The 18,445-nt window shown below is 65.8% G+C and carries 23 protein-coding genes; 8 read left to right on the top strand and 15 right to left on the bottom strand.

All coding sequences use genetic code 11. The features are described 5' to 3' along the window. The 4 genes from NP3_RS38165 to NP3_RS51685 all read right to left on the bottom strand — a co-directional run. A partial coding sequence (locus NP3_RS38165; protein WP_218025012.1) for a serine/threonine-protein kinase occupies nucleotides 1-998 on the bottom strand: 998 nt, incomplete at its 3' end. Nucleotides 999-1,229: 231 nt separating this feature from the next. Further along, the gene (locus tag NP3_RS50035; protein ID WP_218025013.1) at nucleotides 1,230-1,790 is read right to left on the bottom strand and encodes a hypothetical protein; all 561 of its coding nucleotides are present in this window, start codon (nucleotides 1,788-1,790) and stop codon (nucleotides 1,230-1,232) included. Beyond that, nucleotides 1,787-2,350 carry a hypothetical protein gene (locus tag NP3_RS38175; protein WP_063046584.1) on the bottom strand — a complete coding sequence of 188 codons (564 nt, stop codon included), beginning with the start codon at nucleotides 2,348-2,350 and terminating at the stop codon, nucleotides 1,787-1,789. The genes NP3_RS50035 and NP3_RS38175 overlap by 4 nt, the downstream gene beginning before the upstream one ends. Before the next feature lie 27 nt (nucleotides 2,351-2,377). Beyond that, on the bottom strand, nucleotides 2,378-2,683 hold the full coding sequence (locus tag NP3_RS51685; protein ID WP_063046585.1) for an EamA family transporter: 306 nt from the start codon (nucleotides 2,681-2,683) through the stop codon (nucleotides 2,378-2,380). A gap of 314 nt (nucleotides 2,684-2,997) precedes the next feature. Between NP3_RS51685 and NP3_RS38185 the strand changes: the two genes are divergently transcribed. Then, a complete protein-coding gene (locus NP3_RS38185; RefSeq protein WP_063046586.1) occupies nucleotides 2,998-3,336 on the top strand; it encodes a helix-turn-helix domain-containing protein in 339 nt (112 codons plus the stop codon). Here the strand turns inward: NP3_RS38185 and NP3_RS38190 are convergent. Together NP3_RS38190 and NP3_RS38195 are read right to left on the bottom strand one after the other, a co-directional pair. After that, nucleotides 3,246-3,935 (bottom strand): hypothetical protein, encoded by a 690-nt coding sequence (locus NP3_RS38190; RefSeq protein WP_245721281.1) that lies wholly within the window; start codon nucleotides 3,933-3,935, stop codon nucleotides 3,246-3,248. The two genes, NP3_RS38185 and NP3_RS38190, sit on opposite strands and share 91 nt — an antisense overlap. Next, nucleotides 3,911-4,390, bottom strand: a complete 480-nt coding sequence (locus tag NP3_RS38195) for a MarR family winged helix-turn-helix transcriptional regulator (protein WP_063046587.1) — start codon at nucleotides 4,388-4,390, stop codon at nucleotides 3,911-3,913. The genes NP3_RS38190 and NP3_RS38195 overlap by 25 nt, the downstream gene beginning before the upstream one ends. A 75-nt stretch (nucleotides 4,391-4,465) precedes the next feature. On the opposite strand from NP3_RS38195, the gene NP3_RS38200 reads away from it, so the two are divergent. Next, the gene (locus NP3_RS38200) at nucleotides 4,466-5,923 is read left to right on the top strand and encodes an MFS transporter (RefSeq protein ID WP_063046588.1); all 1,458 of its coding nucleotides are present in this window, start codon (nucleotides 4,466-4,468) and stop codon (nucleotides 5,921-5,923) included. A gap of 84 nt (nucleotides 5,924-6,007) precedes the next feature. On the opposite strand, the gene NP3_RS38205 is transcribed toward NP3_RS38200, so the two are convergent. Both NP3_RS38205 and NP3_RS38210 read right to left on the bottom strand, forming a co-directional pair. Beyond that, nucleotides 6,008-6,736 (bottom strand): helix-turn-helix domain-containing protein, encoded by a 729-nt coding sequence (locus NP3_RS38205; RefSeq protein ID WP_063046589.1) that lies wholly within the window; start codon nucleotides 6,734-6,736, stop codon nucleotides 6,008-6,010. A gap of 122 nt (nucleotides 6,737-6,858) precedes the next feature. Next, nucleotides 6,859-7,827, bottom strand: coding sequence for a helix-turn-helix transcriptional regulator (locus NP3_RS38210; RefSeq protein ID WP_063046590.1), 969 nt, complete (start codon nucleotides 7,825-7,827; stop codon nucleotides 6,859-6,861). A 111-nt stretch (nucleotides 7,828-7,938) separates the two neighbouring features. Here NP3_RS38210 and NP3_RS38215 point away from each other — a divergent pair, with 111 nt between their 5' ends. After that, nucleotides 7,939-8,592 carry a TIGR03086 family metal-binding protein gene (locus NP3_RS38215; RefSeq protein ID WP_063046591.1) on the top strand — a complete coding sequence of 218 codons (654 nt, stop codon included), beginning with the start codon at nucleotides 7,939-7,941 and terminating at the stop codon, nucleotides 8,590-8,592. A 41-nt stretch (nucleotides 8,593-8,633) separates the two neighbouring features. Here NP3_RS38215 and NP3_RS38220 read toward each other — a convergent pair whose 3' ends face one another. The 4 genes from NP3_RS38220 to NP3_RS38235 are packed head-to-tail and all read right to left on the bottom strand — an operon-like array spanning nucleotide 8,634 to nucleotide 12,208. Beyond that, the gene (locus tag NP3_RS38220; RefSeq protein WP_063046592.1) at nucleotides 8,634-9,599 is read right to left on the bottom strand and encodes a glycine betaine ABC transporter substrate-binding protein; all 966 of its coding nucleotides are present in this window, start codon (nucleotides 9,597-9,599) and stop codon (nucleotides 8,634-8,636) included. Continuing rightward, nucleotides 9,596-10,375, bottom strand: a complete 780-nt coding sequence (locus tag NP3_RS38225) for an ABC transporter permease (RefSeq protein WP_063046593.1) — start codon at nucleotides 10,373-10,375, stop codon at nucleotides 9,596-9,598. Before NP3_RS38225 ends, NP3_RS38220 begins: the two co-directional genes overlap by 4 nt. Continuing rightward, nucleotides 10,372-11,565, bottom strand: coding sequence for an ABC transporter ATP-binding protein (locus NP3_RS38230; protein ID WP_063046594.1), 1,194 nt, complete (start codon nucleotides 11,563-11,565; stop codon nucleotides 10,372-10,374). The genes NP3_RS38225 and NP3_RS38230 overlap by 4 nt, the downstream gene beginning before the upstream one ends. Continuing rightward, nucleotides 11,558-12,208, bottom strand: coding sequence for an ABC transporter permease (locus tag NP3_RS38235; protein WP_063046603.1), 651 nt, complete (start codon nucleotides 12,206-12,208; stop codon nucleotides 11,558-11,560). Before NP3_RS38235 ends, NP3_RS38230 begins: the two co-directional genes overlap by 8 nt. A gap of 209 nt (nucleotides 12,209-12,417) precedes the next feature. Between NP3_RS38235 and NP3_RS49465 the strand changes: the two genes are divergently transcribed. The 4 genes from NP3_RS49465 (at nucleotide 12,418) to NP3_RS38250 (ending at nucleotide 15,274) form a co-directional block, all read left to right on the top strand. Further along, nucleotides 12,418-12,561, top strand: coding sequence for a hypothetical protein (locus NP3_RS49465; protein ID WP_169814656.1), 144 nt, complete (start codon nucleotides 12,418-12,420; stop codon nucleotides 12,559-12,561). Continuing rightward, a complete protein-coding gene (locus NP3_RS38240) occupies nucleotides 12,558-13,022 on the top strand; it encodes a CHAP domain-containing protein (RefSeq protein WP_245721282.1) in 465 nt (154 codons plus the stop codon). Before NP3_RS49465 ends, NP3_RS38240 begins: the two co-directional genes overlap by 4 nt. Before the next feature lie 237 nt (nucleotides 13,023-13,259). Further along, the gene (locus NP3_RS38245; RefSeq protein ID WP_063046595.1) at nucleotides 13,260-14,387 is read left to right on the top strand and encodes a hypothetical protein; all 1,128 of its coding nucleotides are present in this window, start codon (nucleotides 13,260-13,262) and stop codon (nucleotides 14,385-14,387) included. A 179-nt stretch (nucleotides 14,388-14,566) separates the two neighbouring features. Then, nucleotides 14,567-15,274: a DUF1906 domain-containing protein gene (locus tag NP3_RS38250; RefSeq protein ID WP_063046596.1), complete on the top strand. Its 708-nt coding sequence runs from the start codon at nucleotides 14,567-14,569 to the stop codon at nucleotides 15,272-15,274. An 81-nt stretch (nucleotides 15,275-15,355) separates the two neighbouring features. Here the strand turns inward: NP3_RS38250 and NP3_RS38255 are convergent, their stop codons facing one another. Together NP3_RS38255 and NP3_RS38260 are read right to left on the bottom strand one after the other, a co-directional pair. Continuing rightward, nucleotides 15,356-15,733 (bottom strand): hypothetical protein, encoded by a 378-nt coding sequence (locus NP3_RS38255; protein WP_063046597.1) that lies wholly within the window; start codon nucleotides 15,731-15,733, stop codon nucleotides 15,356-15,358. Nucleotides 15,734-15,853: 120 nt separating this feature from the next. After that, a complete protein-coding gene (locus tag NP3_RS38260; protein WP_063046598.1) occupies nucleotides 15,854-16,648 on the bottom strand; it encodes an Rv1157c family protein in 795 nt (264 codons plus the stop codon). A gap of 338 nt (nucleotides 16,649-16,986) precedes the next feature. Here NP3_RS38260 and NP3_RS38265 point away from each other — a divergent pair, with 338 nt between their 5' ends. Further along, complete coding sequence (locus NP3_RS38265) at nucleotides 16,987-18,213, top strand: mannosyltransferase (protein WP_063046599.1); 1,227 nt, start codon at nucleotides 16,987-16,989, stop codon at nucleotides 18,211-18,213. On the opposite strand, the gene NP3_RS38270 is transcribed toward NP3_RS38265, so the two are convergent. Next, nucleotides 18,152-18,445: 4a-hydroxytetrahydrobiopterin dehydratase (locus tag NP3_RS38270; RefSeq protein WP_245721283.1), on the bottom strand; the 294-nt coding region annotated here is incomplete at its 5' end. The genes NP3_RS38265 and NP3_RS38270 overlap by 62 nt on opposite strands.

Genomic DNA, 18,445 nt, shown 5'->3' on the forward strand with positions numbered 1-18,445 from the left:
CCCGCGCCCTGCCCGCCGAAGGCTCCAGGATCAGTGCCTGCACCCACCCCGCCGAACACCCCTGGACCATTACCTGCGCCCGACCCACCGAAGGCCCCCGGACCACTGCCCGCGCCCAGTCCGCCAGAAGCCGCCGCACCACTGCCCCCACCCGGCACATCGAACACCGTTGGCGCACCGGCAAACCCAACCGCCTGCGCAAGCATCAGATCCACCTGCTCGGCACTCGGCCGACGATCGGGATCGGGCACCAACAGCGCCGTCAAAACCGCCGTCAACACCCCGGCGCGCTGCGGCGGCGGCACTTCCCCTCTGATCACGGCAGCGAGCGTGGCAACGGTCGACTCCCGCCGCATCGGGTGAAATCCTTCCACCGCGAAATACAGCAGCAAACCGAGTGACCACAGATCAGAGGCCGTGTGTCCCTCCTGGCCGCTGAGCCGTTCCGGCGCAACATAATCCAGCGAGCCGACCACACTGCCGGTGGAGGTCAATCCGGTCATATCGTTGAGCGCTGCGATACCGAAATCGGTCAGGACCGGGGAACCGTCTTCGCGCAGCAGCACATTCGCGGGTTTGATATCGCGGTGCAGTACGCCCACCTGATGCGCGGCACGAAGGGCGGCCAGGATGCCCCGGCCGAGGTGCGCCACTTGCGAGGGCTGCATCGGTCCACCCATCAGGTGGTCGGCGAGACTTTGCCCGCGAACCAGTTCCATGACGATCCATGGATGCGCCACTTCGGATGAATCCACGATGTGGTGGATGGCAACGACATTCGGGTGACCGATCCGGGCCAGCGCCCTGGCCTCCCGCAGCACCCGCTCGCGGTGCACCCCGGGCGAGCCTGCGCCATCGGTCTCGGCCCGCACCTCCTTGAGTGCGACCTCGCGATGCAGCGCGAGGTCATACGCACGCCACACCGTCCCCATACCGCCGCTGCCGAGCGGCTCGAGCAACTCGAAACGCCCGTCGACCACTGCACGCTCGGAAATCACGGCGCAAGCCTATGGTATCGGCGCGCCGAGGCGACATACGTGTTTCACATACCTCATCCGGCGGAGATGAGGCGTTCCAGTCCGGCGAGGATGTTGTCGCGCGGGTTGGGCCAGGCCGGGGTGAACGCGGCGCCGCCGGGGAGCGCGGTCACCGCCACTGTGCCGCACATCGAGGAAACTCGATACAAGAGCCTGCAGCTGAACTCATTAGCCGCCTCGGCTTGAACCGCGCTACTTCCCGGTGCCGACCAACTGGTCGAAGAAGGCGCGATAGCTGCGCAGCGCCAGCCGCAGATCCTCGGTATCGCCGTCCTCCTCGCGCGACCACAGCCGTTCCAGCGACTGCTTCCGCTCGGCCAGCGCGGCGGACAACTGCTGAACCGTCGCCATGACCAGATCGTCGGCCTGTGTCACCGCGTCGTGCGGGCTGTCCACGAAACTGCCCTGCAGCTGCCGCCATGCGGTGCGCAGGCGCTCGACATCGGCAGCACCGAAGAGCGGCCGATCTCCGATTTCCTGTTGCCCTGCGGTCGTGCGCTCGCCTGCCACCGCTGTGCTCTCGCCCGCAGCCGTGCCACCGCCCGCAGCTCTGCGATCGTCCGCAGCGCTCTCGACTGCGCCCTCCCGCTCGGCCGACGTGGCCCCGCTCCCGCTCGCCTCGGCCTCCGAAATCGGCGCCGACCCATATGACGCAGCCGAATCACCCTCGGTCCCGGTGCGTGTTCCGGTCGGCGAAACACCTTCCGGCACTTCATTTTCCAGATTCCGCTCCCGATCCTGTTCCGTACTCATCGCTTCGCATCCTTCTTCTCGTCCGGCGCACCGCCGAGCAGGTCCTCGAACAACTCGCGGTATTGCACCACCGCGAATCGCATATCCTCGGTGGAGATTCGGGTATCGGAGCGCCGGATCGCGATCTCGTGCGCGGCGCGATAGTGGCCGACCGTCGCCGCATGCTCGACGGACAGATCGGCGAGCTGCTGGTCATACCCTTCGGTGGGGTAGCCGCGCTCGGCCATGATGTCGGCCACCAGCACATCGGCTGCTGTCACCGCATCCGCCGGAGCGTCGACGAAGCGCTCCTGCATCCGCGCCCACTCGGTGCGATACCGCTGCTTCTCCTGCTCCGACAGCTCCCGGATATCGAGCTCGGCATGACGCCGCTCCCGCTCGGTCAGTTCGCGGTCGGTGGCTTTACGGCTGTCCAGCTCTTCCCTGGTCCGGTCGTATTCGGGCCCGAACTTCTCGCGCAGCCGCTTTCTCCGCAGCATCGGCCAAGCCGCGACCAGCAACCCGGCCACGACCAGAACCGCCACCACGACGACCACAATTGCTATCACTGCAGAAGACACGCGATCCTCCTAGCTCAGACGGTCGTGTCATCCACGTAATGCCTCGCCGACGGCCATCCAAACCTCAGGAACGCACGTCGACCGGCTCCGACAGGGCGTCGCTTCGCGCGGTGCGGCGCGGCGACTGTTCAGCCAGGCGCCGACGAACATTAGTGCGGCCCCGAGAGCTTGCGTCAGCGAGATGGACTCCCCGAGCGACATCCACGCGCAGCTGAGACCGAAGGCGGGCACGAGGAACATCGCCGCCGCCGTGGTCGCCGGTCCGACCTGACTCACCGCTCGGTAATAGAGGACATATGCGAGAGCGGTGGGCAGCGCGCCGAGCGGATTCACCTATTGGATCGCGCATATCGGATCCGAGTTGATCACCGATCTGCTCTCCGACCGCGCGGGCCGCGCGACCGGTCTGCCGTTGTTCGCCGACCCCGTTCTCCGAGATCCGGTGCTGTCATCCGCTCTGCACAGGCTTTGTGCGAGTCTGATCGGCCCCGCCGCCGACGAGGCATCGGCCGCGTCGGTCGCGGCACTGGTGCAGCGCGGCACCCGAACGCCGACGAGAACCGCTGTGGTACAGGCTGGCTCGGCAGCCCGATATCGCACGACGGGTCCGCGCGGTACTGCACGATCGCTATCTGGACCCCATCTCTATGGACGATCTGGCCGAAGCCGCGGAATGCAGCCGATTCGCACTGTATTGCGCCTTCCGCACCAATTACGGTCTGGCACCGAGCGATTACCAACGACTGCTGCGACTGCGCACGGCGCGCCGATTGATCGCCGCGGGCCGACCGATCAGCCAGGCGGCGATCGATGCCGGATTCGCCGATCAAGCCGATCTGACCCGCTGGGTCCGGCGCTGCTACGGCATTACGCCCGGCATGTATTTCGAATGGGGTCAGGGCTCGACGGGTTCGAGCGTCGCACCGGTGAACGTCACGAAATCCGTTCCCTCGGTGAAACTTTCGGAGGTTTCCTCGCCGATGTAGAGGTCCAGATGCTGTGGGCCGCCGAGTCCCGGCGTGAATTCGTCACCGATCGTCCAAGTTGCGGCGCTGAATTTGCCGCATACGTTGTCGGACTTTGCGTTCCCGCAACCGGTGAGCCGCAATCGAGTTCCCGATTCGATGCCATCGGCGGCCGCACTCTCGAACGGATGCAGCGCCTCGCCTCGGGTGTCCCGCGGCTCGGTGTCGAGCCAGAAGCCGACATCGTAGGACCAGTTCAGATATTGCCCCGCGTGCCCGCCGCTGGTGATCCGGCCGGTGCCCTCATCACGCACCACGTCGATGAAATCCCCTGGTAACGAGCCGATTTCGACATTGGCGTCGGTGCATTCGAGATCGCTGCAGCCGCGTACGGTTTCGAGCGGTCCGGAGTGATAGGACTCGACCGCGGTGTAGTACACCGTCACCGTCCAGCCGTTCCATTCGTCGGCCTCGGTATCGAGTCCGCAGCTGACGGCGAGCGGCGACGCCACGAACAGTGACGCCGCGACCACCCCGAACCCGAACCTCACCGCAGCGATATTGCCCGACGCCCCGTGCCGCGCCACTCGGTGGCCTACCGACCGGGCGGACGCGGCCACGGATTCTCCTCGAGATGCTCTATCGACATATTGAACCGAGAGATGAGCCCGCTCAACTGCGCGATGTCGGCGGCCGTCCAGTCGGCGACGACCGCGCCGATGCCCTCCTGACTCTGCTCGCGATCGGCGGTCACCAATTCCAAGCCCTTGGCGCTGGCCCGGATCTTGCGGGCAATGCCGCCGTCCGGATCGGGGACGCGCTCGACCAAGCCCTGCTTCAACATCGCGGCGACCTGCCGGTTGATGGTGGAGATATCGAGCTGAAAGGCCTCCGACAGCTCGCGCAGGCTGAGCGGGAAGTCCATCTCCAGTCTGGTCAGGATCAGATACGCCGACCGGTCGAGCTGGAAGCCCGGCCTGCGCAACAGCGAGGCCGGAAAGTGCCGGGAGAGCAGGGTCAACTCGAAGACGAGGCGGGTGAGTTCATCGTCATTCTCGTGTCCTGATTCGGGCATGGCCCACACTATGTCGGCTGAATCACGCCGATTGCAAATTGTGCACGATACATAGGATATGTACCGTACATATTCATGACTGTTGCAGCCGACGCGTCTTCGACCGTCACCCAGAACGACGCCCGGCGCCGTCCCGCATCCGGCCTACTCATCGCGACCCTGGGCATGGTCGGTGTCGTCGTATCGCTGATGCAGACGCTGGTCATCCCGATCATTCCCACGTTGCCGACGTTGCTGGACACCTCGGCGTCCAATGCGTCCTGGGTGATCACGGCGGCCCTGCTGGCCGGTGCCGTCGCGACCCCGATCAGTGGCCGACTCGGCGATATGTTCGGCAAGCGCCGGGTGCTGTTCGCCAATCTGGTGTCGATGGTCGCCGGTTCGGTGGTGTGCGCGCTGTCCTCCGAGCTGGCGCCCGAAATCATCGGGCGCTCGCTGCAGGGTGCGGCGGTCGGCGCGATCCCGCTGGGCATCAGCATCATGCGTGACGAATTGCCCGCCGAGAAGGTGGGTTCCGCGATGGCGATCATGAGTGCCACGCTCGGTGTCGGCGGCGCGCTCGGCCTGCCGCTGGCGGCGGCGATCGCGCAGAATGCGGACTGGCACATGCTGTTCTGGACCGCGGCCGGGCTCGGTGTCGTCTGTGCCGCACTGGTTTTCGTCTTCGTACCGGAGTCGCCGGTGCGCACGCCCGCGCGTTTCGATTTCGGTGGTGCGGTCGGACTGTCGATTGCGTTGCTGGCCTTGCTGATTCCGATCACCAAGGGTGCGGACTGGGGCTGGGGCAGTGCGAGCACGCTGGGCTTGTTCGCGCTCTCCCTCGTGACATTCCTCATCTGGGGCTACTTCGAACTGAAGCAGCGCTCACCGCTGGTCGACCTGCGGGTCTCGGCGCGGCCGCGCGTCCTGTTCACCAACCTCGCTTCCATCGCGGTCGGCTTCGCGCTCTACGGCATGTCGCTGACCTTCCCGCAGCTGATGATGGCGCCGGAGCAGACCGGATACGGGTTCGGCCTGTCCATGGTCAATGCCGGATTGGCGCTGGCCCCAACGGGATTCGTGATGATCCTGCTGTCGCCGGTGTCGGCGCGGCTGTCGGCGGCGCGCGGCCCGAAGGTCACGCTGGCGCTCGGTTCGGCGGTGATCGCGGTCGGTTATCTGTGTGCCGTAGTGCTGATGAACAGCGTCTGGGAGCTCATGATCTCGGCGATGATCGTCGCGGGCGGTGTCGGTCTGGCCTATGCCGCGATGCCCGCGCTGATCATGGGCGCGGTGCCGCTCACGGAGACCGCCGCGGCCAACGGCCTCAACTCGCTGATGCGCTCGATCGGTACTTCGACCTCGGCGGCGGTGATGAGCGTGGTGCTCGCCCACATGACAATGCAGCTCGGCTCGCATGTACTGCCTTCGCGCGACGGCTTCCACACCACCTTCCTGATCGCCACGGCCGCGGCCCTGGTCGCCATCGTGCTCACGCTCGTCATTCCGATGCGCAAGGCAGCCGATGCCGCCGATAAGACCGGGCACGCCTGATCATCGGATCATGAGCCCGAACGGCCACGGGGCCGATCCTCAGGCGGCGAGGATCGGCCCCGAGGCCGTTCGACGGCCTGCGGTTCAGTCGATCGGCACCAGGGTGTACATCCACCATGGCCGCCGCGGGAATTCGGACATGAAGACGTTCAATGTCATTCGGCGCGGTTCGCGACGCGCCGGATCGCGCACGTGGATCCACTGCCTGGCGATATCGGCCGGTGCGACATCGGTGAGCCACAGTTGCTCCCACTCCGGCGCCGTGCGGCAGGCGGAGATGATCTTGTCCAGTCGCTCCTGCGGCACCAGGCCGGGCGCCACCATCCGTAGCGCGTAGACCATCAGATGCGCTTCCTTGTGCCACTCGTGCACGGCCTGTCGGGCCGCCGGATTCAGCATCGTCCACTCGAGGATATTGTCGCCGGGCTCGAGTCCGGGAAAGAGGCGCAGGTAAGCGGAGTTCGCGGCGACCAGATCGAAGGTGGGCACGATCTGGAACCAGGCGGGCTGGGCAAGGCTGCGCAAAGTGCGCAGATCGGTGGGCAGCGGCACGCTCGGCGCCGGGCCGAAGGTCTCCGGAAACTGGCTCGCCTGCGTGAGACTCACGATGTGGTCGCGGAAGAACACCGGTACGCCCAGCGCATCGAACAACCGGCCCAGCGTCGCCGGGGTCGGCGCGACCACGCCCTGTTCGAAATCCTCGATCACCGTCTGCGGGAAGCCGGTTGCCACGGCCATCGCGGCCTGGGTGAGTCCGGCCGCTGCACGGCGCTCGCGCAGGTAGCGGGCGATCGAAGGGCGGGTATCCGCCATGGTGGTATGCCTCCTGATTCCCTCGGGATCAAGAGTTGATCCCCCCGTTCACATAGCCGGGTCAGCAGCCTAACCTCGCCCCAAAAGCCTTGCCGCGACCTTCGATAACGCTTTCGATAACGCTAAGGTGCCAGTTCCACCGACTCGGTATAACGCCGCGCGAGGGTGCGCAGGTGCGCAACCAGTTCCGGTGGGCCGTCGACCCGGAAGTCCATCATCAGCATGCTCAGGTAGATGGCGATGGTCTCCAGGGCATCCGCGCCGGTCAGCAGGATGCAGGTATCGGCGTCGACGGCCTCGACCACGCCGACGGCCGGGTTGATGCGGGCGATCACCGTCTCAGCGGGCGCCAGGACCGTCACCCGGGCATGCACCTTCCAGCCCGTGCTGGCGATATGGCGCATGACGAAGGCCACCAGATCGTCGTCGGGCAGTGACCGTGCGGCGAAGCGACGCGACCCCGCGACGGCGCGCTGCACCTGGGCGACGGGAATCGCGCGCCAGGAATGGGTTTCGAGGTCATAGGCGACCAGATACCAGCGGCGCTGCCAGTTGATCATGCGGTAGGGCTCGATTTCGTTGTCCGCGGGATTCAGGCCGATGTGCACGGTGGCGCCATCGCGGATGGCGCTCGCGAGCGTGGTCAGTATCGCGGCCGGGACTGGTGCATCCGGTTCGCGTGAGCCGGTGGTCGCCGGTCCGATGGCGGTGGCGTTGCGCAGCGCGGTGACCTTGCGCTGCAGGCGTTTCGGCAGGATCTGCTCGAGTTTGGCCAGTGCGCGGGCCGCGTTCTCGGTGATATCGGCGATGCCGGTGGAGCCGTCCTCGGCCAGGCCGACGGCCACGGCCACCGCGACAGTCTCATCGTCGTCGAGCAGCAGCGGCGGCATGGAGCTGCCGCGGCCGAGTCGGTAACCGCCGATCGCACCCCGCTCGGCGTGCACCGGATAGCCGAGTTCGCGCAGTCGCTGGATGTCGTTGCGCAGCGTCCGGTCCGTGATGTCGAGCCGTTCGGCCAGCTCACGGCCGGTATGCGCGCGGTCTTGCAGCAGCGAGAGCAGGCGAAGAACGCGCGTTGTGGTGGCCGCCACTGTCGCCTCCGGAAATCTTTTTTGGATGAAGCCGATGTATTAGGAACGAAACTAGCCTAATGGCCTCATAGGCTTGGTGACATCAGCAAGAAGGAAAGAGAAAGGCCAGCCATGAACATCACCACCGCCGCCGACGCCACCGCGACCCTGCGCCCCGTCTGGCGTGATGTCCTCGCCACCTCCTACCGCGCACTGACCGATGTGGTCGCGGGTATCGGCGACGACCAGTGGCAGCTGGCGACCCCGTGCTCGGAATGGGATGTCACGCAGGTGATTCAGCACGCCGCGGGCGATCAGCTCGCCTTCGCCAAGGCGCTCGGTATCGGAATCGGCCCCACCTACAACCCCTTCGCACCGTCCGGCGCCATCGACGGCACGGCCTCCGAGCTGGTCCGTGATGCGGTCGAGCAGACCGCGACCGCCTGGGCCACCGTCACCGACGAGACGGAGACCATACCCACTCCGCTGCCGCACGGCGCCCTGCCGACCCCCGTCGCCGCGGTCATGTGCGCCTTGGACGCGGCCGTGCACGCCTGGGATATCGCGATCGCGACCGGACAGCCGTCCCCGTTGAACGATGAACTCGCCGGATACCTGCTCACCGCGGCGCGGACCATGAACCCGGCGCCCGGCGGCGGCCCAGCGGCGGAAATCGTTGAGCCGCTGCGTCAGTGGGGTGCCTACGCCGCGATCGTCGACGGCGCTGCGGATGACACGGCGGTCGCCGAATTGCTGCGCTACCTGGGTCGCGATCCGCAAGCCTGATTCGACCGGGTCCGAGCGTGCAGAGTGCACGCTCGGACCGGTCAGCGCGCGGTGACGAACCCTTCCGCCACCATCCAATCCCGCGCTACCTCAGCGGGTTCGCGGCCATCCACGTCGACCTGGCGATTCAATTCGGTGATCGCCGCATTGGTCAGTTTCTTCGATATCGGCGCCATGATGTCGGCGACCTGTGGATGCGCGTCCGCGAAGGACTTCCGCATCACCAGCGCCGCATTGTATTTCGGGAAGAAGCCCAGATCGTCCTTCAGCAGGACCAGCCCGAGCGCCGGAATCCGTCCGTCGGTGGCGGCGACCGAACCGAACCGACACTGCTTGGCATCGGCGGTGGCCTGATAGACCACCGCATCCTGCACGATCTGCTTGTGCACCTTGCCGACATCGATCCCGTACTTACGCGCCATTCCGGGATAACCGTCTTGGCGCACATTGAATTCGGTGCCGACGCACGTGGCGGCGGCGGCGGGATCGGTGGCGATCAGCCGGGCATAGTCGGACAGCGTGACGACACCCGTTTCCTTTGCGGTATCGGCGCTCATCACCAGTGCGTAGGTGTTGTTCATGGGGGCCATATCCGTCCACACGATGCCGTGCGCGGCCAGATCCGCGTCGCGCACCGCCGCGAACTGTCCGACTTCATCCGGAACCGGTGTCTCGTTGCCGAGATAGTTGATCCACCCGGTGCCGGTGTATTCGTAGGAGATGTCGATCTGACCGTGCAGCTGGGCATCGCGAACACTGTTGGAGCCCTGGATATTCGTCAGATCCCGGACCTGCGCACCCGCTGCGGACAGGGCGAATTCGATGAGATATCCCAGGATGTTCTGCTCGGTGAAGTCCTTGGAACCCACCGTAATCGAGACACCGTCGAGTTCGGGCACGGGACGAATACTGCCGGGCCCCACCCGCAGCGGGACCGCGCTCCCGGACTGTAATCCGCAGGCGCTCAATACGAATACGGCCGCAAGGCCCAGCGCCCACGCCCTCACTTCAACCCCCTCGGCCCCAGGTACTGTTCGGCCAGCGCACCGAGCCAGTCGACGAGCAGCGCCAGCGCGACCGCGAGGACGGCTCCGACCACCAGCGTGACGTTGTCGCGCAACTTGTACCCGGTATCGATCAGAATGCCGAGACCACCCGCGCTCACCAGGAACGACAGCGTCGCGGTGCCGACAGCCAGTACCAGCGAGGTGCGCAGCCCGGCAAGGATATAGGGAATGGCGAGCGGAAATTCGATGCGGCGCAATACCGTCAGCGCCGACATGCCCTGGCCGCGTCCGGCATCGATGACCGCGGGATCCACCTGCTGGTAGCCCAGGATCGTATTGCGCAGCACCGGAAGCAGCGAATAGAAGGCGATCGGCGCGACGCCGATCCAGAACCCGGTGGTGCGGGTGGCGAGGTAGAACAGCACGATCAGACCGATCGCTGGCGCGGCAGCGCCGATATTGGCGATGCCGACGAAAAGCGGTGCCAGAAGGCGATATCCGGGCCTGGTGAGCAGTGTGCCCAGCGGTACCGCCACCGCGACGACTATCACCACGACCGTCGCGGTGATCAGCACATGCTGCCAGGTGACCGTCGCGATATTGGAAACGCTGATACTGGCCTGCTGGGTGACGGTGAGATCGCGCCGGAATGCCCACGCCAGCACACCCGCGGTGAGCACGAGCACGAGCGCCGGTTGGACCAGCAGCCGAATGCGTTCGGCCCGACGCAGTGTCGTCGGCGATGCCGTGGCCGGTGCGGTGGTCGCCGTAGTCATGTCGTCGCATCCGTCTCGGCGCCCGCATGCGTGGCGCGCATGGCCGACAGATGGCCGACGAGCGTGTCGATCGTGATCAATCCGGCGTATTCACCGCGCCGACCGGTGACGACCGCGGTGGCGGTCTGCTCGGCGAGCAAGGCCTCCAACGCATCCTGCAGTGTCGATTGCAGTGACAGCTGCTCACCGACCGAAGAGCCGACATCACGCAGCGAATTCGCCTGTGCCAGTTGCTCACTCGACACCCAACGCAATGGCCGCTGTTGCGCGTCGAGAATCAGCGCCCATGGCCAATCCCGTCCGGCCAGCGCGGCGCGGAGGCTGTCGACCGAATCGGACTCGGGGGCCGTCGGGCAGCTGCCGAGCTCGACATCGCGGACCCGGGTGAGGGTGAGCTGCTTGAGCGAGGCATCCGCGCCGACGAAACCAGCCACGGTCTCATCCGCGGGATCGGCCAGGATCGCCGCCGGGGTGTCGTACTGCAGAATCCGGGATTGATTGCCCAGCACCGCGATTCGATCGCCCAGCTTCACCGCCTCGTTGAAATCATGGGTGACGAACACGATGGTTTTACCCAGTTCGGATTGCAGGCGCAGCAGCTCGTCCTGCAGCAGGCCGCGGGTGATCGGATCGACCGCGCCGAACGGCTCGTCCATCAGCAGCACCGGCGGATCGGCGGCCAATGCGCGGGCCACTCCGACGCGCTGCTGCTGGCCGCCCGAGAGCTGCCTGGGATAGCGATGGCGGTAGGTATCGGGATCGAGGCCGACCAGCTCGAGCATTTCGTCGGTTCGCGCGGCGACCTTCTTCCGGTCCCAGCCGATCAGACCCGGCACTGTCGCAACGTTTTTCGCGACCGTCAGATGCGGGAACAAACCGGCCTGCTGGATGGAATAGCCGATGCCCCTGCGCAATTGGTCCGGATTCACGCCGGTGACATCGCGTCCACCGATCGTGATGGTGCCCGAGGTCGGCTCGATGAGGCGGTTGATCATCCGCATGGTGGTGGTCTTACCGCAGCCGGACGGCCCGACCAGGACGACGATTTCGCCCGCCGGGATGGTCAGCGAAACTCGGTCGACGGCCGGATCGCGTTGGCCCGGATAGTGTTTGGTGACCTCGTCGAGCACGATCTCGACGCCGGATACCGCCGATGCCGTACTGTCGCCGCGGATTTCGGTATCAGTCACGTAGTCCCCTCGAGGTGGTGAGTCGCCCGACGATGACGAAGATCCCATCGAGGATCAGCGCGAGTACGACGATCAGGATCGTCCCGACCAGCGCCTGCGGCACCGCATTCGGACTACCGAGCCGGGCCAGGCCGGAGAAGATCAGATTGCCCAGCCCGGGACCCTTGGCATAGGCGGCAATGGCCAGAATGCCCATGATCATCTGGGTGCTGACCCGCATCCCGGTCAGGATCGACGGCCAGGCCAGCGGCAATTCGATGCGTGCGAGCACTCGGATCCGGTTCATGCCGACCCCGCGCGCGGCGTCCACGATCGCCGGGTCCACCGAGGCCAACCCGATGATGGTGTTGCGCAGAATCGGCAGCAGAGCGTAGAGCACCAGCGCCGTAATGGTCGGTCCGACACCGAGTCCGAGGAAGGGAATCAGCAGCCCGAGCAGCGCGAACGACGGAACGGTGAGTATGGCGCTTGCCAGCGCCGTCGCGACCGAGGATCCGAACGGGCTGCGGTAGACCAGGATGCCGATCAGCACGGCCACGATCGTCGCGAGCAGTATCGACTGCACTACCGCTGAGACATGCAAATACGAATCGGTGACCAGCTGTGCGCGCCGATGCACCACGAATGTCCACAGTGTGTCCAGGGCCTTACCTCCCCGTCGCCCGGTGTCCTCGGAGACTATCGCGCCTGCCGCCCGACCGGGACGAAATTCGCGCGGGCGGCAATTGCCAACGGCCGCCATGCCTTCGAGAGACTGCCCCACACCCATCCGGTTGAAACCACATCTGCGGGGAACCGCGGGGCGGGCCCGTTCGTCCTAATGATCAAGAGTCGAAAGCCTGGAGGGGGAATATGTCGGAGCACGAGGTGGCCCAGCGGCAACGGTATCGGTGGCTGGTGCTCGGCTTGGTGTTGGTTGCGCTGGTCGCGGCAGGTGTGGTCGGCTGCGTTGGTGGCAGGATCGCGCACAACCCGCAATCACCGGAGACCGCTTGACCACCTTTCCGGCGATCGATGGGTCCGGGCTGGACCCCACCCAGGGACGGATCGTCGCGGTTCTCGAACGGGAATTCAAGGCGCAGGGCGACGGTCCGAAGTACGCCGAAGGTTCCGACGAACCGTGGTGCGCCGACTTCGTCAGCTGGGTGCTGCGCGAGGCGGGGGCGCCGCTGGCCAATCCGAATTCCGGATCGTGGCGGATCCCGGGTGTCTACACGCTGCAGGAGTACTACCAGGGCACGGACCGCTTCGCGCCGACCGGTTCGGGATATCAGCCGCGCACCGGTGACGTGCTGCTCTATGCCGACGGGAGCCCCTTCAACCAGCACACGAATTTCGTGCTCACGGCCGCGAACGGGACCGTGACGACCATCGGCGGCAATGAATTCGGTGAGGTCGCGATCCATCGTTTCGCACTGGTAGAGGTGCCGGGGGTGGTGGGATTCGGTCGTTTGTGAATAGTGTTGTGACTCAGCCGGTCTTTCTATTGGCTATGCGTTGTCGGCGGGTCCTCCGCTAGCACTTACCATTGACTAGGCGGCGCCCGGCAGCGCCGTCTTTCGGTCCCTGTCCTGCTACCCCCTCATCAGCAGGACAGGGACCTCTGGGTGGGGGATGTCGGCCCGACCTTGCCGAAATCTGCGTCGCGTACCGTGTCGGTTGTCCGTTGAGAGGTGAGGGTTTCGGAAACTCTGATGCTGCCAATCGAGGAAAAGACCGACGATCCCGCGTGGATCGACTACGCCGAGTTCGGGGAACGATTCGTCACCCACGCGGTGACGGCCGAACGGATCGAGGCCGCCGTCTCCGCGATGACCGATCACGGCATCGCAATCGGTCCGTTCTCCCTCGGGCCGGTGGGTTTGGCCGGATTCATGGCCGAGGGCAAGGTAGGCAAGCCGGTTATTCTGCGCAATGGCCCGCACGTCACCTTCGAGGTGACCGTGCCGCTGACGATGTCGGTGAAGGTGCTGCTCGGCGGGCGGAAAATGCGGCTGGAGGCGGTCGCCGAAATCGATCTCACGCTGCATGCGCGCACCGCGGATCCGCTGCTCATCGTCATCGATATCCCGCCGATCACCTCGCGTGATGTCAGCTTCGTGCTCCGCGCCCAGGCCATCGATTCGGCTTGGGAGTGGTTGCTCGATCCGATCGCCGGGGTGGTGCAGCGCGAGGTCGCCAATCGGGTGAATGCGATGCTCGCCGAACCGCAGGCACGGCGCGGCCGGGTCTTCGACGTCGAGGCCATCATCAACGGCGTCCGTTCCGCGCACGTCGACCAGGCCGAGTTCGACTGGATCGGCTACGACGAATTCGGACATCAGTTCTTCTCCCGCATCGTGACCCGCGATCGGGTCTTCGAATTCGTCGAGCGGATAGCGGGCCGTCCCATCGAGGTCGGGCCCCTGCGCGCCGGACCGCGCGACTCCGCCACCGTCACGGTGCAGGGCAATGTTCGAACGCCGCAGCTGACGGATCGCTCGGATGAGCCGGTCGCCTTCGATCTCACATTGCCGGTGAGCCTGGATATCACCGTCGATGTGCTCAAGGCCAACCAGTATCGCGCCGATGTCGAGATTCCACTGGTGCTGACCGCGCGGGCGGCCGATCCGCTGCTCATCGTCGTCGATGTGCCGCCGCCTGCCGCCGATGACCTGCGGCTGGAGTTCAAGGCGCGCGGTGTGCGGGCGGCGACGCTCGGTGTGCTGGCCGGTATCAAGAAGCAGGTCGTCGCGCAGGTGGCCGGGGTGGTGCGGGACGAGCTCAGCGACAGTTCGGGCCGCACCATCGATGTCGCGGCGCGGCTCGACAGCATCGCCTAGAACCAGCCCTCGACCTGTGTGACAAGTGTGAATTCCTGTTTCCAGTGGGTCTGGCGGTTCCAATGTGAATATGGTGAAATAAGTACACGTTCGAGGCTCCCGGCGCGCGAATGAACCTTGGGGAAGGTGCGCCGGGCACGCTACCTGTCCATGTCGGGTTTGCGCGAAGGAGTCCTGCGATGCGTTCCATCTCTGTGTCTCGCCGCCAGCTGTTCGCCTACACCGCCGCGGCCGCCGCCGTCGGAGTCGCAGCGCCCCGCGCTTCGGCGGCCGGTGTGCTCGGCACCCTCGTCGACTACGCGGGCGGTGTTCCGTCCGCTGGCGCGATCCTGGATGACGGTCACCTCGGCGTCATCCGTTACGTCTCCGATCGTCGTCCGGGCGCCGAATGGATGGAGGGGAAGCCATTACGCGCCAAGGAGGTCGATCAACTGCACGCCGCCGGGCTGACGATCGTGTCGAACTACCAGTTCGGCAAGGGCTCGACCGCCGACTGGCGCGGTGGTATGGAGGCGGGCAAGAAGCATGCCGATCGCGGCCTGGAACTGCATCTGGCCGCTGGCGGTCCGGAGAACCGGCCGATCTACGCCTCTATCGACGACAATCCGACCCCGGCCGATTTCGCGACCATGATCGCGCCGTACATCCTCGGCTGGGAGTCTGTGCTCGGCAAACAGAACGTCGGCATCTACGCCAACGCGCCGACCATCGAACTGGCCCGCGCCGCGGGCCTGGGTTCCTGGTACTGGCAGCACAATTGGGGCACCCCCAAGGGTTTCGTACACCCATCCGCGCATCTACACCAGATCGAAATAGACAAACGCGCCATCGACGGCATCGGCGTCGACGTCAACAACATCCTCGCCGCCGAATACGGCCAATGGTGACTAACGGATCAAGATCAGGTGGCACTGGTGGCGGGTGCTTCTCGGCCGATGCCGCCATGGATTCCACCTGATCTTGATCCGTCAGGTTTGGGAGTGGCAGGTGGGGGCCAGGCGGAGTTCGGGTTCGTCGTCGGGGACGACGCGGAGGGTGGGGCGGTTGTCGGGCGCTTCGTGGTCGCCGCGCCAGGAGAACAGGGACCAGCGGGAGATGCCGGAGAAGGCGGAGCCGAGGCTGCCGATGGAGAAGGACGAGATCACCGAGCCGAAGGATCCGACGGCACCGATGGACAGCACCGAGCCCACGCTGCCGATCGAGAGGACCGAGTAGGCCGAGCCGATGGACAGAATCGAGCCTTCCGATCGGAAGGACAGGATCGATCGACGCGAACGCCTGCTCCGGATCGAATGACCCGGATGGATCGAGGGACCGGACCGAAGCGAATCATCGACAGTCGCCATGACTTTGGTCTACCACAGTCCCTTCACGACGGCGCGCTATCGCGGCGATTCGCACCACGTGTGTCGACAAAGAGCGAAGCCCGGTGACCCCTCAGGTGCACCGGGCTTCGAAAGCAGCAGCTAGGCGACGGTGAAGAAGCCGAGCGTCGGCAGGAACGAGCAGGTCCGCGGGTCGGCGTCATCGGCCTTGGTGGTCAGCGAACCGCCGACGACCGCGACGACCCGGCCCGAGCCGGTGTTCACGATCGCCGAAAGTGTGGCCGGACCGTCCGGGTTGATATGCGCCTCGTCGGTCAGCGGCTGGACGCCGGACTGACGGGTGTCGAGATTCAGCCACTGGACCGTCATCGGGGGATTCTGCTCCGGCGTCGGCGACTTGGTGCCGAGCGCGGTGAATACGAAGCCGGTCTGACCAGCCTGCGGTCCCGGCGGCGGCAGCTCGGCCGGGCCGGGGACAGCCAGCGCGGTGCCGATCGAATCGGCACCGGCGGCGATGCAGCCCTTGCCGATGGTCGGGTAGAGGAACTGGGCGATGGCCGGGCCACCCTGCGGAACCTCCGGGCCGCCGCCACCGCTGCCGTCCAGGAAGGTGATGATCCGTTCCAGCGTGGACTTGATCTGCGGCGGCAGGTTCAGCGCATTGAGCAGCGCCCGGACCTGGTCGAGGATGGCGTTCTTCGGGGCATCCGCGATGGGCTTGGCATCGGCAGGTCCGGCGATGGCGCCGACGATGGCCGGGGCCAGCGAGGCGAGCGTATCGATCGGGACGCCCTCGGGAACCATCGGAATGGTGTTCCTCGGTGCGACGGGTGCGGGGGCCGGTGCCGCGACTGCCGTCGACGGCGCAACGAGCGACGCGCTCGCTGCGATGGCGAGCGCGGACAAGGCGATCCGCGATCCTCGGGTGCGAAGCACTGGTCTAGCCGTCCTTAACCTCGGGTACATCACAGGAGCGATGCAAAAAGCCATCGTTTCGGGGTCACTCTAGGGACATGACCGCCGTGTTGTACAGCCGCCGTGCCCCTACTTCTGTTGTGGACGATCAGTGTTATCAGACGCTATCGCTTTTCCGCTGTTACCAGAGTGAAAGGTGATGCAAATGTTATCAGTGATAATCGGCGGTTGCGGTACGCAACATACCTTCTCCGGGCTCGACGCGCACCCCGGGGTCGGTCCAGGGGATTGATGGGATCTCTCACGGCGCCGGTTAGGCTAGTCGCAGCCTTCCCGGAACCGACTCGAAAGCCTGCGAATTGAACCGAAGTCTCCGATTGGCTGTGCCGGTGCTCGGTCTGTCCGTGTTGGCCAGGCTGCTGTGGATGCTGCTGACGAAGAACGGGATGAATCTCGTCGATCTGCACGTCTATGTCGACGGTTCGGCGGCCCTGCTCACCGACCGCCTCTACGACTTCACCTACGCCGAGAAGACCCCGGACTTCCCGCTGCCGTTCACCTATCCGCCATTCGCGGCGCTGGTCTTCTTCCCGCTGCACTATTTTCCGTTCACCGTGATCGCGGTGCTCTGGCTGCTGGCCATTGCCGTCGCGCTGTATGTAGTGGTGTGGATCGCCTTCGAACTGATCCTCGGCGCGGAGCGGATGCGCGAGCCGCGGTGGCGCACCGCCGCGGTCTGGTGGACCGCGATCGGCATCTGGATGGAGCCGGTGCGGACCACCATCGACTACGGCCAGGTCAATGTGTTCCTGGTGCTCGGGGCCATGCTCGCGGTGCGCAGTTCGCGCTGGTGGCTGTCCGGCGGCCTGATCGGTGTGATCGCGGGAATCAAACTGACACCGGCGATTTCGGGGCTGTACTTCGTGGCGCGGCGGCGGTGGGGGACCGCGGTGTGGTCGGCGGTGGTCTTCGGTGCGACGGTCGGGGTCAGCTTCCTGATCAACCACAAGGAGGCGAAGCGGTACTTCGGCACGCTGCTCGGTGACGCGGATCGGATCGGTCCGGTGGGCTCGGTCTGGAATCAGTCCCTGCGCGGTGTGCTGAGCCGTCTGCTCGGCCATGACGTCCAATCCGGGCCGTGGTGGCTGGCGGCTGTTGGCGTCGTAGCCGTCCTGGCCTTCTTCGCTTGGCGCGCACTGGGTCCCGACGATCGGCTGGGCACCCTGATCATCGTGCAGCTGTTCGGGCTGATGGTTTCGCCTATTTCTTGGTCGCATCACTTCGTGTGGCTGCTGCCCACGGTGATGTGGTTGCGGTACGGGCCGCTGGGACAGGCGCCCGGCGCTCGGATACTCGCCGGATATTGGTTGGTTACCACCCTCGTCGGCGTGCCGTGGGTGCTCTCGTTCGCCCAGCCGTCGATCTGGACCATCTCGCGGCCGGGGGTGCTGTCCTGGCTCGGCGCCGTGGACGTGCTCGGCGTGCTGGTGCTCTACTGCTGGGTGATCTGGTCCGGGCGCATGGTCAATCGGATTGCGCCGCAAGCCGATCTATCTCGCGAGCCAGCGACACGTCCAGCGCGGTGAGTCCGCCCGAGTCGTGGGTCGACAGGGCGAAGGTCACCCGGCGCCAGCGGATATCGATATCCGGATGATGGTTCGCTTTCTCCGCGACTTCGGCGACCTGACGCACGAGTTCGATGCCCGTGGGAAAGCTCGCGGCCTCGATCGTGCGGGTGATGGTGTCGCCGGACCGGGTCCAGTCCGACAGTTCGGTCAAAGCTTCGGTGAGTTCTGCCTCAGTTAGTTTCGGAGCGGT

It is taken from the genome of Nocardia pseudovaccinii NBRC 100343 (assembly GCF_001613225.1).
Lineage (GTDB): Bacteria > Actinomycetota > Actinomycetes > Mycobacteriales > Mycobacteriaceae > Nocardia > Nocardia pseudovaccinii.

Excerpts from the sequence above, each read along its gene's own strand:
- NP3_RS50035 (WP_218025013.1), bottom strand. The coding sequence starts at position 1,790 with ATGAGTACGGAACAGGATCGGGAGCGGAATCTGGAAAATGAAGTGCCG.
- NP3_RS38185 (WP_063046586.1), top strand. The coding sequence starts at position 2,998 with ATGGACGATCTGGCCGAAGCCGCGGAATGCAGCCGATTCGCACTGTAT.
- NP3_RS38195 (WP_063046587.1), bottom strand. The coding sequence starts at position 4,390 with ATGCCCGAATCAGGACACGAGAATGACGATGAACTCACCCGCCTCGTC.
- NP3_RS38200 (WP_063046588.1), top strand. The coding sequence starts at position 4,466 with ATGACTGTTGCAGCCGACGCGTCTTCGACCGTCACCCAGAACGACGCC.
- NP3_RS38205 (WP_063046589.1), bottom strand. The coding sequence starts at position 6,736 with ATGGCGGATACCCGCCCTTCGATCGCCCGCTACCTGCGCGAGCGCCGT.
- NP3_RS38215 (WP_063046591.1), top strand. The coding sequence starts at position 7,939 with ATGAACATCACCACCGCCGCCGACGCCACCGCGACCCTGCGCCCCGTC.
- NP3_RS38225 (WP_063046593.1), bottom strand. The coding sequence starts at position 10,375 with ATGACTACGGCGACCACCGCACCGGCCACGGCATCGCCGACGACACTG.
- NP3_RS49465 (WP_169814656.1), top strand. The coding sequence starts at position 12,418 with ATGTCGGAGCACGAGGTGGCCCAGCGGCAACGGTATCGGTGGCTGGTG.
- NP3_RS38245 (WP_063046595.1), top strand. The coding sequence starts at position 13,260 with ATGCTGCCAATCGAGGAAAAGACCGACGATCCCGCGTGGATCGACTAC.
- NP3_RS38250 (WP_063046596.1), top strand. The coding sequence starts at position 14,567 with ATGCGTTCCATCTCTGTGTCTCGCCGCCAGCTGTTCGCCTACACCGCC.
- NP3_RS38255 (WP_063046597.1), bottom strand. The coding sequence starts at position 15,733 with ATGGCGACTGTCGATGATTCGCTTCGGTCCGGTCCCTCGATCCATCCG.